At 59.6% G+C, this 14,383-nt stretch carries 13 protein-coding genes; 8 read left to right on the forward strand and 5 right to left on the reverse strand.

Annotation, left to right across the window (positions count from 1 at the left end):
- Window positions 1-67 precede the first annotated feature (67 nt).
- Both AB0P14_RS04625 and AB0P14_RS04630 read left to right on the forward strand, forming a co-directional pair.
- A complete protein-coding gene (locus AB0P14_RS04625) occupies window positions 68-1,726 on the forward strand; it encodes an AMP-binding protein (RefSeq protein ID WP_363838430.1) in 1,659 nt (552 codons plus the stop codon).
- 14 nt (window positions 1,727-1,740) lie between these two features.
- Complete coding sequence (locus AB0P14_RS04630) at window positions 1,741-2,211, forward strand: YrdB family protein (RefSeq protein WP_363838433.1); 471 nt, start codon at window positions 1,741-1,743, stop codon at window positions 2,209-2,211.
- A 105-nt stretch (window positions 2,212-2,316) separates the two neighbouring features.
- Here AB0P14_RS04630 and AB0P14_RS04635 read toward each other — a convergent pair whose 3' ends face one another.
- The 4 genes from AB0P14_RS04635 to AB0P14_RS04650 form a co-directional block, all read right to left on the reverse strand.
- Entirely contained in the window at window positions 2,317-3,069 is a 753-nt protein-coding gene (locus AB0P14_RS04635; RefSeq protein ID WP_363838436.1) for a metal-dependent transcriptional regulator, read from the reverse strand.
- Window positions 3,070-3,086: 17 nt separating this feature from the next.
- Window positions 3,087-4,337, reverse strand: coding sequence for an Nramp family divalent metal transporter (locus AB0P14_RS04640; RefSeq protein ID WP_363838439.1), 1,251 nt, complete (start codon window positions 4,335-4,337; stop codon window positions 3,087-3,089).
- A 204-nt stretch (window positions 4,338-4,541) separates the two neighbouring features.
- Window positions 4,542-5,312, reverse strand: coding sequence for a class I SAM-dependent methyltransferase (locus AB0P14_RS04645; protein WP_363838442.1), 771 nt, complete (start codon window positions 5,310-5,312; stop codon window positions 4,542-4,544).
- 93 nt (window positions 5,313-5,405) lie between these two features.
- Window positions 5,406-5,963: a hypothetical protein gene (locus AB0P14_RS04650; protein ID WP_363838445.1), complete on the reverse strand. Its 558-nt coding sequence runs from the start codon at window positions 5,961-5,963 to the stop codon at window positions 5,406-5,408.
- 198 nt (window positions 5,964-6,161) lie between these two features.
- Between AB0P14_RS04650 and AB0P14_RS04655 the strand changes: the two genes are divergently transcribed.
- Entirely contained in the window at window positions 6,162-7,583 is a 1,422-nt protein-coding gene (locus AB0P14_RS04655; RefSeq protein ID WP_363838447.1) for a dynamin family protein, read from the forward strand.
- Between the two features lie 17 nt (window positions 7,584-7,600).
- Here AB0P14_RS04655 and AB0P14_RS04660 read toward each other — a convergent pair whose 3' ends face one another.
- Window positions 7,601-8,182: a sigma-70 family RNA polymerase sigma factor gene (locus AB0P14_RS04660; RefSeq protein ID WP_363838450.1), complete on the reverse strand. Its 582-nt coding sequence runs from the start codon at window positions 8,180-8,182 to the stop codon at window positions 7,601-7,603.
- A 52-nt stretch (window positions 8,183-8,234) separates the two neighbouring features.
- Between AB0P14_RS04660 and AB0P14_RS04665 the strand changes: the two genes are divergently transcribed.
- Genes AB0P14_RS04665 through AB0P14_RS04685 form a run of 5 tightly spaced genes read left to right on the forward strand, consistent with a single transcriptional unit; the run spans window position 8,235 to window position 14,289 of the window.
- On the forward strand, window positions 8,235-8,579 hold the full coding sequence (locus AB0P14_RS04665; RefSeq protein WP_363838453.1) for a hypothetical protein: 345 nt from the start codon (window positions 8,235-8,237) through the stop codon (window positions 8,577-8,579).
- Window positions 8,566-10,473, forward strand: a complete 1,908-nt coding sequence (locus AB0P14_RS04670; protein ID WP_363838456.1) for a hypothetical protein — start codon at window positions 8,566-8,568, stop codon at window positions 10,471-10,473. Before AB0P14_RS04665 ends, AB0P14_RS04670 begins: the two co-directional genes overlap by 14 nt.
- Before the next feature lie 46 nt (window positions 10,474-10,519).
- The gene (locus AB0P14_RS04675; protein ID WP_363838458.1) at window positions 10,520-11,752 is read left to right on the forward strand and encodes a hypothetical protein; all 1,233 of its coding nucleotides are present in this window, start codon (window positions 10,520-10,522) and stop codon (window positions 11,750-11,752) included.
- Between the two features lie 6 nt (window positions 11,753-11,758).
- Window positions 11,759-12,430 (forward strand): nucleotide exchange factor GrpE, encoded by a 672-nt coding sequence (gene grpE, locus AB0P14_RS04680; protein WP_363838462.1) that lies wholly within the window; start codon window positions 11,759-11,761, stop codon window positions 12,428-12,430.
- Window positions 12,427-14,289, forward strand: coding sequence for an Hsp70 family protein (locus tag AB0P14_RS04685; RefSeq protein ID WP_363838464.1), 1,863 nt, complete (start codon window positions 12,427-12,429; stop codon window positions 14,287-14,289). The genes grpE and AB0P14_RS04685 overlap by 4 nt, the downstream gene beginning before the upstream one ends.
- Window positions 14,290-14,383 lie beyond the last annotated feature (94 nt).

Genomic DNA, 14,383 nt, shown 5'->3' on the forward strand with positions numbered 1-14,383 from the left:
CTATGCAGGGCCTTTTAATGTGGCCCTGCACTCTACGGCGGACTTCGAGGAAAGCTTGGTGCGGATCATGACCGATCGTGTGCAGGAACTGTTGGGCGTCTTCGATGCCCCCAATGCCAACGCCGCCGAGCTGTTGTGCGACCGGCACCCGGCAGAGAACACCGCTTTTACGGTCATCGATGCCAATCTTGACTCGGTCGACATCAGCTACGGCGAACTGCGGGAGAAATCCCTGCGGTTCGCCGCTGCTTTGTCCTCCCTCGGGGTGACCCCCGGCGACCACGTGGCCACCCTCATGGGCAAGTCTGCTGAACTGGTCATTGCGCTGCTGGGCATCTGGCGCCTCGGTGCTGTAAACGTTCCGCTGTTCACCGCCTTCGCTCACGACGCCATTGACTTCCGGTTGCAGGCCAGCGGGACTCGGCTGGTGATTTGCGACGCCGATCAGCGCCGTAAATTGACCCCTCCCGGCGAGACCCCCACCGATGCCTCCCGCCCCGTCATTGTGGCCCGCGGCGAAGCGTTCGGCTACGACCATTCTCTGGCCGAGATGGTGGCCGGGACGGGCGCCTTTTCCGGGCTTGCCCCCTTGACTGACACTTACGACGCCGGATCCGTCGCCGTGGGCGGTGCTGGCCCGCTGGCGCAGTTGTTCACCTCCGGAACCACCGGTTCGCCCAAGGGTGTGCCCATTCCACTGCGAGCTGTGGCCTCCTTTGTGGGCTACTTGGAGTTTGGCCTGGACGTCCGGGACACCGACGTTTTTTGGAACATGGCTGACCCCGGATGGGCTTATGGGCTCTACTTTGCGCTGCTGGGGCCGATGGCTACCGGACAACGCTCATTGCTCCTTACCGCAGGTTTTGACGCCAACTTGGTGTGGTCGGTGATGGAGAAGTTCTCCGTGACTAACTTTGCCGCGGCACCTACGGTGTACCGATCCTTGCGAGCCGGCTCGACGCCCGGTCAGGGACACACGCTGCGCCGGGCATCGAGCGCTGGTGAGCCGCTGAGCCCTGACGTGATTGAGTGGGGACGCGAGGCTCTGGGCGTTGAAGTCCGCGACCACTACGGACAGACCGAACACGGCATGGTGGCTGGCAATGCATGGGCCGATGGTCTGCGCGAACCGTTGCGACCTGGCTCGATGGGGCGGGCGCTGCCGGGCTGGACCGTGGAGGTGCTGGCCAATGAAAGCGACACTCCTGCCGCTGACCTCGAATCTGGACGCGTGGCTATCAAGGTGGCGGACAGCCCCTTCATGTGGTTCACCTCCTACATTGATGCTCCGGAGAAAACCGCCGAGCGTTACACGGCCGACGGCGTTTGGTACATCACCGGTGACGCTGGCCGGCGCGATGCCGACGGCTGCATTTACTTCTCTTCCCGTGATGACGATGTCATCATCATGGCCGGCTACCGGATTGGCCCGTTCGATGTGGAGTCCGTACTGGTGACGCACCCGGCCGTGGCTGAGTCCGCCGTTATTGGCACGCCGGATGACATCCGCGGCGAAGTTTTGGAAGCGTTCGTGGTGCTCAATGATCCGGCTGCTGCTTCCGATGAGTTGGCCGTGGAACTACAGCAATTGGTCAAGACCAAGTTTGCTGCCCACGCCTACCCGCGGCGCATTCATTTTGTGGCCGAACTTCCCAAAACGCCCAGCGGTAAAGTCCAGCGTTTCGTGTTGCGCAAAGACCGGGCCGCCATGACGGATCTGGGTTAGGGAACGGGGCGAGCGTGGACAACGGCACAACCGTGGATGCAACTGCGGAGACAGCGACGGAGCCGGACGCTGGGGCGGTCCCGGCAGCTGGGCGTCAGGCGGCGGGCCGCCGGTCCGCAGGCGCTGCTAGCAAGGAACCGGTGGTGTCGGCGTGCATAGTCGCGCTAGCCATATTTGGGTTCGTCTTGGAAGTGGCCATGCTGGCAGCTTTTGTGTTCTGGGGATTCAGGCAGGACAGTCCGTGGGACCTGGTTTTGGGCATTGGCATTCCTGCCGTGCTAGTGGTCGCATGGGGAGTCTTTTTGGCGCCACGAAGCGAACGGCGTCTCAAGCCCGCCATTGTGTGCTGGGTGGCTCTGGCACTATTCTTGCTCGCAGCCGTGGCGCTCTTTGCTGCTGGAGCCGCGCTCTGGGGCACTCTTATGGCACTTGTCTCAGTGGGGCATTTCCTGGGCTCACAGTATGTGGCCCGTCAAGCTCACTGAATCACTATTCTCCGCTATGCCCTAGCTGATTCTCTTGGCTAAGATCAGCTACTCCCTGCTGGGGGTTGCTTCGCAATGCGAGGAAATCACAGCAGAAAAAACGCCCTAGTGCGTGGTGTGCGGGCTCATGAGTGAGCCCCCGGTGAGGTCCTGCACTAAACATTCGGCGTGGCTTCCTACCGAAGCCAACCACAGCGAGGCGGCGACCTCATCGCCCAAAGTCTGGGGTCCGGCGTCGTGCGTTGAGTTCTCTACATGCACCTGCAGGCCGGCACCGAAGCGCGGCCGGCCCAACACTGTGAGCTCGGTGTCCAAGCCAATGCCCAAGGATTCCAAGTGCCTCAGGAGCTCGGGATCGTGATCACTGATACGGCTGATGCGTCCGGTATGACCGGGATCCAGCTCATCGAGCCGGTGTGACGGGGCCATGGTGATACGGCCCTGAGCATCGGGAATGGGGTCCCCATGGGGGTCGCGCACCGGGTGGCCGAGCTTGTTGCTCATGCGCTCGATGAAGTTCTCCGAGACGGCGTGCTCCAACTGTTCGGCTTCATCATGGACCTCGTCCCAGGTGTAACCGAGCTCCTGCACCAGATAGGTCTCCAAGAGCCGGTGCCGGCGCACCATGGCTAGGGCCAAAGACAGCCCCTCGGCAGTCAGGTGGATGGGGCTGTAGGGCTGGTGATCAACTAAGCCCTGATCCTTGAGTTTGCGCACCATTTCCGAAACGGAGGAGTTGGCCACCCCTAGCCGGGTGGCCAGCACCGAGGAAGTGATGGGCTTATCTTGCCATTCGGTGTAGGCATAGATGACCTTGACGTAGTCTTCGATGCTGGATGAAGTGGCAGTTGTTTTCACGTCCTCAACACTACCTGTTAGGTCTGGCCGGTGAATGTCAGCCACAGTAGCAGGATGTTCAGGGCAACGATGAGAATCACGCTGAGCAGCGCCGTCAGCCGCAGCGGCAGGCCGTCTCGATGGACTCCCATGAGTTCCTTGCTGGCGGTTAGACGCAGGAGGGGGATGAGCGCGAACGGGATGCCAAAACTGAGGACGATCTGACTTACGATCAGCGCCCACGTGGGGTCAACGCCGACCGAGAGCAAGATGATGGCCGGGATCAGGCTCACCATGCGCCGGGTTTGCAGGGGGATCCGCACCTTCAGTAACCCGTTCATGATGGTGGAGCCGGCGTAAGCGCCCACCGAGGTGGAGGCCAAGCCCGAGGCCAGCAGACCCACGGCAAAGACGACGCCGATCACGGGGCCTAAGCTGTCCACGATCGCCGCGTGAGCGCCTTCGATGCTGTCGGTTCCGGAGATGCCGCCCAGCGTTGAAGCTGCCAGCAGGAGCATGCCAATGTTGACGGCTCCGGCCAGGATTAGGGCCAGCACCACATCGACTCGTGTGGCTTTGATGATGAGCTTGAGTTTTTCCGGGGTGTTCCTTGCGTCGGGATGGCGGTCCTTGGCCAGTTGTGAGTGCAAGTAGATGGCGTGCGGCATGACGGTGGCGCCGAGCATGCCGGCTGCGAGCAGGACACTGTTGGCGCCATCGAACCGGGGGATCAAGCCACTTGCGATACCGGCCGGATCGGGCGGGCTGAGTACTAGGCCGGCCAGGAATCCGATGGTGATGATGACCAGCAAGAAGATGATGACGGTTTCAAAGTGCCGCTGGCCCCGCCGGTTCTGGATCGTCAGCAGAGCCATGGAGGCGATGCCCACGATAAGTCCGCCGATCGGCAAGGGGATCTGGAAGAGCAAGTGCAGAGCGATGGCGCCGCCCACCACTTCGGCGAGGTCGGTAGCCATGGCTACGAGCTCGGCCTGTACCCAATAGAGTCGGCGCGGAGTGGTTCTAAAGCGTTCGCCAAGATGCTGCGGGAGCGATTTCCCAGTCACCACGCCAAGTTTGGCGGACTGGTATTGGACCAGCATGGCCATGACATTGGCCGCGACCAGCACCCACACCAGCAAGTAGCCGTAGCTGGCGCCGGAGGTGAGGTTTGCGGCCACATTGCCGGGATCCACGTAGGCGATGGCTGCCACGAACGCTGGTCCGAGCAGCAGTAATAGGCCCCCGCGGGGTCTGCGCTGCGCCTTGACCTTGGCTGTGTCTAGCAAAACCCCACCTTTCGCCATGCCTAAATCAAATATTTAGGCATACCGAAATCATAGGGTGTTGGGTTGGTATTGTCGAGTGCCCTTGGGGTTTGTTGCGGCGGCGGTTGCGGGGCTGCGGTTGCGGTGTTGCGGCGGCGGTTGCGGGGCTGCGGTTGCGGTGCTGCGGCGGTTGCGGTGGTGCTGCGGCGCGTCAGTGCGGTGGTACTAGCGTTTCTTGGCCCGCCAGGTTTGTGAGCTGTACGGCAGCTCCATGGTTTCGCCGGGTGTGTGGCCCAAATGTTCGAAGAGGTACCAGCTCAGATTGGCCATGACCTTGGCCCGTATTGGCTCATTTGCTTTAAGGTAGTAGCTGCGCGACTTGGCCAGCTCCATGATTCCCTCTGGGGTCAGCAGTTGGGACCAGTGCGTATGGTGCGGGTTCGCTGCCGTGAATTCTGCGCCTACCGTGGGCCTAAAATCCGGTTTGTGAACGTCGCCAGCATGCATGATCCGTGCCAGACGATGAACCCAGGGGAGTCCGATATCGAGCTGGTTCCACACCAGTCCGAGAACGCCGCCGGGCCGCAGCACCCGCGCGATCTCGGTGCTCGCGGCGAGCGGGTCACACCAGTGCCAGGCCTGGGCAACCACTGCAAGATCCATCGATTCATCCGGTAGCTCAAGGTGTTCTGCGGTGCCCACCATGGTGGTGGCCTGAGGCAACTCTGCGGCGAGTTGGGCCAGCATGTCCGCCGATGGGTCCAGGGCAGTGATATTCCACTGGCGCTGCGCCAAAAGCCGCGTGTACTTACCGGTGCCGGCCCCAATGTCCACGGCGTCGCGGATGGGGCGCGGACTCAGCTCGTCGAGCCAGTCCAGCGACTCGGCCGGATAGCCAGGACGGACCTTGTGATAATGATCCCCGCCTTCGAGGAAGGCCGTGGCCATCTGCTGGCGCCGCTGCGCGTCGAAGACCGGACCGCCGGTGCCTGCCATGGTGCTCCTGAATGTTTCTTGGTTGTTGAACCGATAGTGCGGTTCAACTTTACCGCCCCAGAGACGCTGGCTTAGTCGTAGCTTATTCGTCCCTTAGTCGTCGTAGTCAGGGACATCCAGAATGTTGTCGATGGTCCTGTTGTGGGAGTCAATCATGTCCTGAACAAACCCTCGTCCTTCCGGGGTGCCCATGATGACGTCGTTATTGATCAGGGTGTTGAACGTGCCACCGCCGGTCGCCGGACCGACTAAACCACTTTCCTGGTAGGCCGTACCGCTGGCTTGATCGATCACGCCGTCACCGTTGCCATCGAGGACGATGGTGGTGTCAAAAACGCCGTCGCCATTGGTATCAACCGTCAGCTGCTCGCCGACACCGTCTTGGTTGACATCACTGATGGCCGAATCAATGTACCCGTCCAGGTTGGTGTCCACCTGGAGTGACTCCACAATTCCGTCCTGATTGGTGTCGCTGCCGATCGATTCCATGTAGCCGTCACCGTTCACATCGAAGCGGATGACGTCCGCAATTCCGTCCCCGGTGGTGTCATAGTGGATGGACTCAGCCACGCCGTCGCCGTTGCTGTCCATCACCAAGGCATCGTAGACGCCGTCGCTATTGGTGTCTGCAAAATATGAGCCATCTGTCATGATTTCCTCTCCCGCGGCCGGAACCGACCTGCTTGCCAAGTAGGACGGCTCCAAGGTCCAGAATGTTCCATAGGAGAGAGAATCCTTTGGGTAGGGAACATTTCAGGCTCCGCCGCCATCCAAATACATGACTGTCTACAGCATCAGCTAATGCAAGGGAACGGGGCAGCAATGTTCAGTGACAGGCGGCCGCGGCTTATGGGCGAAGCGATAGCGCTGCTTGACCGCTTGCGCCAGCTCTGCCCGCCGGAGGCAAGGGGTGCCCTCGATTCGGCGCAGCTTTTCTTGGAATCGCCCCTAAAGATCGCTGTTGCTGGTCGGGTCAACACGGGCAAATCAACCCTGGTCAATGCGTTGGTGGGCTCCCTTGTTGCGCCCACAGCAACACAGGAGCTGACGAGTGTTCCCACGGTCTACGTTTTTGGTTCCCCACCGTCGGCCACGGCAGTTATGGACGACGGCGGACGGGCGCACCTTGCGCTTTCGGCAGCGGGCCCGGTGCTTCCCAGCCAGTTGTTGGCAAGGACTCGGATGCTTGAGGTGCAACTACAGCTGGCAACCTTGCGCGAGGCGACCATTCTGGACACGCCCGGATTGGGCTCGGTATCCTCGGATAATTCACCCAGGACAAACACCGTTCTGCTCTCAGCTGCCGAGGAACAATTTGATCCGGACCTGGTTTTGTACTTGGTTCGGGACGCCTTCAGACCGGACGACTTTGACTTCATTCGTGAGTTCAAAAGCCTCGACAGTCTCATGGGACCATCGCGACGCAGGATCGTTGCCGGGGTGATTTCTCATGCCGACAGCTACGGTGGCGGGGCATGGCAGCAGGTAGATCCATTTGTGGCAGCCGGCGCCGCAGCCAGCGCACTGGTCGCGGGCAAGGATTTGGCATTTGTGGTTCCTGTGAGTGGACTCATGGCCGAGACAGCCCGGTGTGGAATGCTGACCGAACAATTCACCACCGCCTTGGCGCAGCTTGCGCCGTTGAGCCCCGAGCAGTTGCGTTTTGCTGGTCAGGTGGGAGCCGGTGCCTTTTCAGGTGAAGAAATCCAGGCCTTAATAGCCCGGGTTGGCCAGTACGGACTTCTGCATGGCAGGACGGCAGCGACATCGTCGCAGCAGCTCCTGCAATGGCTGGAGTACCGCTCCGGCATGTCCACGTTGGAGGGGCACATTATGGCCGGAGGTGTGCAGCGTTCGTATTTCCGGCGGATCGAAATGCTCCGGGACTGGTTGATGGCCCAGGGACGCAACAATTGTTGGGGGCCACAAGCAGGCTCGATTATCGAGATCAGCTACTATTCTGAGGATTTCCACAAATTGCAGGAGAACGCAGCGTACGAGCTATTGGTAGACGCGGACCCAGGACATGAATTAGTTCAGGTCTTGGGTGATCTGCTGGCAGATGCGCAGCGCCCGGAATGGCTGGCACCGGAAACTATTGCACGCGAGATCCGCCACTACCACGGGAAAGTGGCTGAATCCGGATCGGGTGTGGTGGCGCAGTCGTACCGGGTCATTGCCAAAAGTCTAGAGATCATGCTCAACCACGCGCGCGGAGCTGACCTGGAAAGCAAGCCCTTCCACTCCGGAAACCGGGGGCCATTGCAATGATCAGCCAGCTGTCAACCTCAGGATTCCAACAGTTCTTTGCGGAAAGCAGCACGTGCGCGGTTCAAACGGCTTTTCACGGTTTGCACACTGACACCCTGATGCGCGGCAATTTGTTCGTAGCTGAAATCGCACAGTTCTCGCAAGACCAGAATTTCTCGAAAGATCTCACTCATGGTGGAGAGCGCCCGCTGCACGGCATCAGTTGCTGCTATTTGTTCAGCGAAATCCCGTTCTCCGCTCAGCTCCTCCGGGAGCGTGTCGGTGTATTTGCGCCGTCTGACGATCGCGATGGAACTATTGCCTGCTATCCGGTAAAGCCAGGTTCCCAGCGAAGCTTCGCCCCGAAATTTTGGCAGTGCCTTCCAGGCCTGCATCAAAGTATCTTGGACTGCATCCTCGGCGTCGTAAGAGTTTCCGGTGATGCGCAAACATACCGACCACATCAGTTTCTTGTGTTTGTCCATCAGACGGGCGAAGGCTTGCTGATCACCGGCCTGCGCGAAGGAAACATCCGCGGGCTGGTCTTCCAGCCAACGCCTTACCTCGGGTTCAACAGTCACGATGGTTTCCTCCCGCAGCGAAAGGACAATATGGCTCATTCTAGGGCGTTGACCAACAAACGAAAAGGATGGGATTTGGTGGAGGAACACCATGAATAACTCTGGGGAAAAATGGGATCTGCGCGCGCTTCTGGACGCATCTGAAGGACCACCGGAAGGCAGCTGGCAAAGTGCGCTGGCTCGGGCAGTGGAGGCTGTCCAAGACTCACCGGATACCGGCGCAGATACCGGTGCAGATATCTCAGGTGACATAAACGCACAGGAGGTGGCCGCCGTCGAACATTCTCAAGATCCTGATGGAGACGACGGCGACAGCGGGGACGGCTTAGGTACCGATGGTGAGGCTTTGGGCTGGACGTTGGGCGGGGCAGAATTCGTGGAGGCAGCCCAAGAGCCGCCGAATTGGGAGGAGGATTCAGGCCATGACCACTTCTGACTTGACGAGCTTGAAGCAGGCCAATGCGGCCGGCGCGGTTCTCGCGGCCACGACGCGGATGTTGCGTGAGGGCGGTCTGGAGGATGTCGCCCGCATGGCGCAGATGATTGTCTCAAATCGCCGGACCCTTCCGCTGGTGGCGGTCATCGGGGAGGAGCTGCGGGGTAAGTCGATGATCATCCAACAACTGGCGCCACACGATTCCACGGACAGTATTGAAGCGGCGTCGCACAGTCTTTACCGCTATGTGCGGCCCCTAGTGGAGCCGGGTGCGGGGCCGGGCGCGGGGCCGGGCGCGGGCGGCGATGTTGGTGATGTTGGCAGTGGCGGCCAGAGCGATCATCGGCCGGATTCCCGTTCACCGCGCTGGATACTTCCCGATGGTAGCCGGAGTACAGAGCTACCAGAACAGGGACTGTGTGTCGGGATTGAATGTCATACCGCGGCACCGCTGATTGAGGATCTGGAATTCATGGAAGCGCCGGCGCGAGGAGGCCTCGACGGGGCGCAAGGCCGGTTCAATGCCTCCGTGCTGGAGCGGGCCGATGTGGTCATTTTTGTCACGGATGGCGGAGCCCTGCTATCTCAACTTGAGTTGGAATATTTGCAGGCCTGTTCGCAGCGCGTAGAGAATATTCTGGTGGTCGTGGCCAAGGCGGATCTCTTTGTTGATGTGGATCTGGTGGTCCAGGGAAACCGGGAAATCCTGCGCAAACGCATCCCGCGGCTCACGCACACTCCTGTCATCGCGGTGTCCGCTGCCATGCATCAGGCAGGGCGTGAATGCCCAGACGCCGCAACGGGCGAGCGCTTGATCCGGGCATCGGGTATTGAGTCCTTGGCTCTGGCCATTGCGCGGCAGGTGCGATCGAACGACAGCTTGCGTCTGGCCAATGCCCTGAGATTTGTTGGCACGGCACTGGAATCGTTGGCGGATTCTCTCAACAGTGTTCTGAATTCGTCCCGGAATGACTTTGTGCAACGGTTGCAGGACGAGGAAGACCGATTGCAAACCCTGCGCGATCACCAGCAACGTTGGGGCATGGACTTGGAACGAGACCTGGGCGAGATCAGAGCTGGTCTGCTGCGCGAATGTTCCCTGAAGCTCGACGACGTTTTGGTCACCTGGCGCTCGCGGCTGCAGACATTGAAGCGGGCGGCAGCAGCTGGAATCAGTGACGACATTTCTCAGGAGTTATTTGCTGATCTGAATAGGGTTCGAAACGACTACACGCAGCTCACCCTAGAGAGGTTGAGAGTGCTGATGGCGAGCAAGTTTGAACAAGTTGCGGTACCGCAAGAGCTACTTCCCTTTCTCGAAGTCCGAGAATCCGCAAACGTGGGTCGAAGCCCGCTGGCCCCCACCACCAAATCTCCCTTTGACCCCATGCTGCTCATGACCACCTCCTTCGGTGGCAATGTCGCTTACAAGCTCGGCGGAATGGCGTTCGGGACGGGTGTCACCGTGGCCACGGCAACAGGGGGTTTGGCTTTGATTCCACTGGCTATTGGTGCGGTGGGAGGTGGCGCGTGGTTACTCATTAACCGCCATTTTAGGCAGGGAGCAGCTGCTCGAACGCAATTGCAGCAGGAACTGCAGAGGGCACTGGTGGCGGAGAAGGTCGCCATGCTCGATCAGCTGGAAGAGATCTTTAGAAATCTCAAGCCTGAGTTGATTACTGTCTACCGGGACAGGCTCAAAGAACGCATGCTCTCGGTGCAACAGTCCATCGATGCTGTCAAAGCCGAGCGGCGATCCCTGGATGAAAATACCCTCCGCACGCGCATGGAATCTTACCGGCAGCAGCTGGGTTCGGTGGAGGGCGCCATTGCAGCTTTCAACTCTGGTCCTGTTGGCAGGGAACCTTTCTCTCCTCGGGACTCTCTAACGTAGTGAATCGCCAAACAGGCATTCGCCGATAGCTGAAACGGAGAACGTCGTGGAACAACTATCAGAACCGATGGGTGAGGAATTCACCGAAGGCGCAGACACTTCCGGGATTGATCCCGACCCCGTAAAACCTGAAATGGGCTTCAATTTTGAACCCGAGCTTCTTGATCTCGACGAGAACGGTGTGATGGACTCCTGGTACGTTCAGGTTGAAGGGCAAATGTCTGTCATCACGACAGACTTAGACGGCGATGGAGCCTTCGACACAGCTTGGATTGACACCGATGGTGACGGCGTACTAGATGTCTCAGTCACCGAAGACGGAGGGCAATACCGGGTTGACGATCTGAGTGGGACCGAAGAGCCAGTGTGGCTGAGCCGGGAAGAGTTGACTGAAGCAATTCCGGAACTTGTGGCTCTTTTGGATTCCGGGCTGGACACCGAGGTGTCAGTGGACACAACTCTGGTGATTGACGGCCAGTTGGTTGGCGATCCTGCAGGCGATAGCCAGTACTGGTTTGAGCAAGCCGCTAATGGATTCTGCCTTCCTGCCAGCATCGCCCAGATTGTGGCCGAGTATACGGGGCAGCCTGTGAGTGACGAGTCGGAGTTTGTCGAGATCGCCAATGAGCTCGGTGTCTTCTCGGTTGGTATGGACGGTGTGCCCGGGGTCACCATGGACGGCGGCGTTGCCATCCTGAATGAGGCTGGTGTGCCGGCCCGGCTGGACTTCGGAGACTTGGATACCTTGTCCCAGGATCTGACAGCGGGCTACAACATCATCGTGGCCATTGACAGCGGTGAAATCTGGAGCGGAGAGGCTGCTGAAGACAACGCTGCCGACCATGCGGTGGTAGTCACCGGCATTAACTACGAACGCGGGACCGTGATTCTTTCCGACCCGGGAACCCCCGGCGGTAACTTCGAGGAAGTCCCCATTGATTTGTTTATGAATGCGTGGTCAGATTCAGACAACGCCATGATCGTGTGCGACACCCCGCCCAGTGATTTCACAGACACCCCAGTGGTGGATGAGGACCAAGCACAATTCCCTGCGGACCCGAATATAGACGCCGAAGCGGGGGAACTTGGGGCCAGCACAGGACCAGCCGCGGATGGTCAAGGAACCAGCTTCCCGTTGCGGGCTGAAGGGCTTCCGGATCTGCTGGGTGGGCCGGATTCATCGCCGGAGCCCCTCGAGGCGGTCATCAGCTGGGCAACTGCTAATCCTTGGATTCTGTTGGCCGTCGCGATTCCTGTAGCCAGACTGATTGCCAAGTAGCTGGTCATGACGACCTGGCTGTTCGACGGCAGCACTGGTCCTGAAGTGTTCACGGCGTGCCGAGACATTGGGTTTGGGAAGCTGGGCAGCTGCCCGGCAACAGCTCCCGCCCTACGGCCGCGGCCTGAGGGAGTGTCCGTTCAGCCAAGCACACAACAATCCCTCGATGTACTGCCGGCACCGAGTTTGGCTGCCGCCAGCAGCCAAACTGTGGGGGCTTGGTATTGGGCGGCACTGGCTTTGATGGCTGTGTTGGCCTGCGTCTTCTTCTTACTGTGGTGGCGCTCGCGGTATCAGCCAGGTCGGCATCACGATACGCATCATTCAGGCTCGCTCCCGCGAGTAGTCCCTAGCAATGGTGGGAACGCGTTCGTGCTGCCGTCAGCAGGCCTTGACACTCTGATAGGTGGTCTCATTTCCATCTACGATCTCAGTGATTCACCGGGGGTGGCTCTCCAAGCGCAAAAGACGCTTGCGAGCGTGGGGATCACGCCTATCTTTCCGGAGCGCGGTACCCCCTTTGACATCAACCAACATGCGGGTGGTGGTGCGGCCAGCACCCAGGAACCGGCACTCTATTGGCACATCAGCAGTGTCACCCGAGTGGGCTGGCGAAACGAACAAGAAATCCTCCGACCTGCTGAGGTCATTGTTTATCAAGAAGGAGACTCACCATGAACAGCAACGGAAATGCGCGGTTGTGGCGTCTAGCCATCGATTTTGGTACCTCCAACACCACCGCGGCTGTTCAGGCTTTCGGGGAGGAGCCTAAGATCCTTCGCCTAGGCACAAACGCCGATTCCATGCCCTCATGCGTGGCCCTGTACCAAGGAGAATTTGTTTGTGGCGTGGCTGCGATGAATTTAGCGGGGATAGCGCCTGACTGCGTTGAACTTACGCCTAAGCGGCGACTCGGAGAGCAATCTCTTTGGCTCGCTGGCCGTTCCCTTGATCCGGTTCTGGTGGCGGGGGCGCTCTTTCATCACATCCTTCAAGTGGCTCTCCGGGAAATGGGACAGACACCGCCTCAGCAGGTGCTGTTGACTCACCCTGAGGCTTGGGGAGTGTACATGTGCCAGCGATTGTGTGATGCAGCAGCGCGGGGAGGAATTGATCCGCGCACCGTGGTCCTCATGTCAGAGCCCGTTGCGGCGGCGTGGCACTTCGCGGCGTCAGGAGACGTTCCTGCCGGAGCCAATATTGCTGTCTTGGACTTTGGTGGAGGAACCTGTGATGCGGCAGTGCTTCACTATGCTCCGGGAACTAAGGAACAGGCATTCGAAGTGGTTGCAGCGCGTGGGCTAGATCCGTTGGGCGGACAGGACTTTGATGCGCGGCTGCAGGATTGGGTGTTGGGGCAGGCCGTCCAGACAGGCCATGCCGAGCTGGTGGCCAAGCTGCGCGATGAAGCCAATAGTGGTGCCAGGGCAACTTTTCGGGAACAAGTTCGCGAAGTGAAGCATGCTTTGAGCTACAGCTCTCAGGCTCCCGGCGTGCTTCGAGTAGGAGGCGACGAGTGGATCTTCACGGTCACTCGCAATGATTTTGAGCAGATGCTCGCGGGTCCGCTCGAACAAGCAGGACGGCTGGCAACAGATGTAGTGGCGGCTGGGGCTGGTGGCCCTGCCGGGTTGCATGTGATTTACCTCAGCGGTGGCAGCAGCTTGATTCCTGCTGTGCAGATGAAGATCAATGATGTGCTGCCTCAGAAGGTTGCCACGCTGGGCGACCCTAAAACGATCACCATCTTGGGTGCCATGCGAGCACCGGTGCCGAGAATTGAGAATCCGCCGATTTCCACTCCTTCCCCAGAAACGCGGCCCCCGGAGTCGCCGCCACCGCCACCTCCGCCTCCGGCAAATCCAACATCGAAGCCCAAGAATGGCTTCAGAGTTCCGCTGCTGATTGCAGGATCGGTGGTGGTGCTTGCCTTGGCGTCCTTGGGATTCTCTGCGCTTCTTGGAAGTGATCCCGGAAGTACCAGCGGTAGCTCCAGGACTCCCATACCGCCCAGTACCTCGGCAATTGTCTCCCCTCCCACGACTCCTCCCACAACTCCTACCGAACAGGAACGATTGTGCGGCGCTCATGTGCTCAATGATCTCTCGGATGCTGAATGCGAGGTCTTGAACGGCGGCGTGTCAGAGCTGGTGGACGCCACGACCTGTGAGCCGGGAGAGTGGGGTGAAGGTTCTCAAACGGCAGTGCTGGCGTGTCAAGGAAACATGAATATTCCCGAGCGCTCGGCGAGCAAGGTCTTTATGGTGGCCTATCCCAACTTGCCGTCAATGCGGACCTCGGAACAAACCTTGATCGATGATCACGGGTTGACGGAGGGTTTTCCTGACAAGCCCAAGCTGCATCACTCCTGGGTCACTGAGGGGGAGGCCACCAGCTTAGCCAAGGGAAACATCATGACGTGGGTTGAGAGTGAAACAACCATGTGGCTATGGACAGATTGGCAGTCACACATCCTGTACTGGGTAGAAACACCTGCAAGTCCGTCTCAGGTCTACGCATGGTGGCGAGTCCCGTAGAGCCCGAAAATGAGGAAGGATGTGCAAGGGCACTGCCCTAGGGTCCTCAGAAAGGGCACCATTGCTCCCCTAGGGTCCTCCGAAACCGCACCAT

This window comes from Specibacter sp. NPDC078709 (assembly GCF_040686795.1).
Lineage (GTDB): Bacteria > Actinomycetota > Actinomycetes > Actinomycetales > Micrococcaceae > Specibacter.

Coding starts and splice junctions, on each gene's coding strand:
- AB0P14_RS04650 (WP_363838445.1), bottom strand. CDS start 5,963: ATGACAGATGGCTCATATTTTGCAGACACCAATAGCGACGGCGTCTAC.
- AB0P14_RS04625 (WP_363838430.1), top strand. CDS start 68: ATGACCGATCGTGTGCAGGAACTGTTGGGCGTCTTCGATGCCCCCAAT.
- AB0P14_RS04645 (WP_363838442.1), bottom strand. CDS start 5,312: ATGGCAGGCACCGGCGGTCCGGTCTTCGACGCGCAGCGGCGCCAGCAG.
- AB0P14_RS04685 (WP_363838464.1), top strand. CDS start 12,427: ATGAACAGCAACGGAAATGCGCGGTTGTGGCGTCTAGCCATCGATTTT.
- grpE (WP_363838462.1), top strand. CDS start 11,759: ATGACGACCTGGCTGTTCGACGGCAGCACTGGTCCTGAAGTGTTCACG.
- AB0P14_RS04655 (WP_363838447.1), top strand. CDS start 6,162: ATGGGCGAAGCGATAGCGCTGCTTGACCGCTTGCGCCAGCTCTGCCCG.
- AB0P14_RS04670 (WP_363838456.1), top strand. CDS start 8,566: ATGACCACTTCTGACTTGACGAGCTTGAAGCAGGCCAATGCGGCCGGC.
- AB0P14_RS04665 (WP_363838453.1), top strand. CDS start 8,235: ATGAATAACTCTGGGGAAAAATGGGATCTGCGCGCGCTTCTGGACGCA.
- AB0P14_RS04660 (WP_363838450.1), bottom strand. CDS start 8,182: ATGAGCCATATTGTCCTTTCGCTGCGGGAGGAAACCATCGTGACTGTT.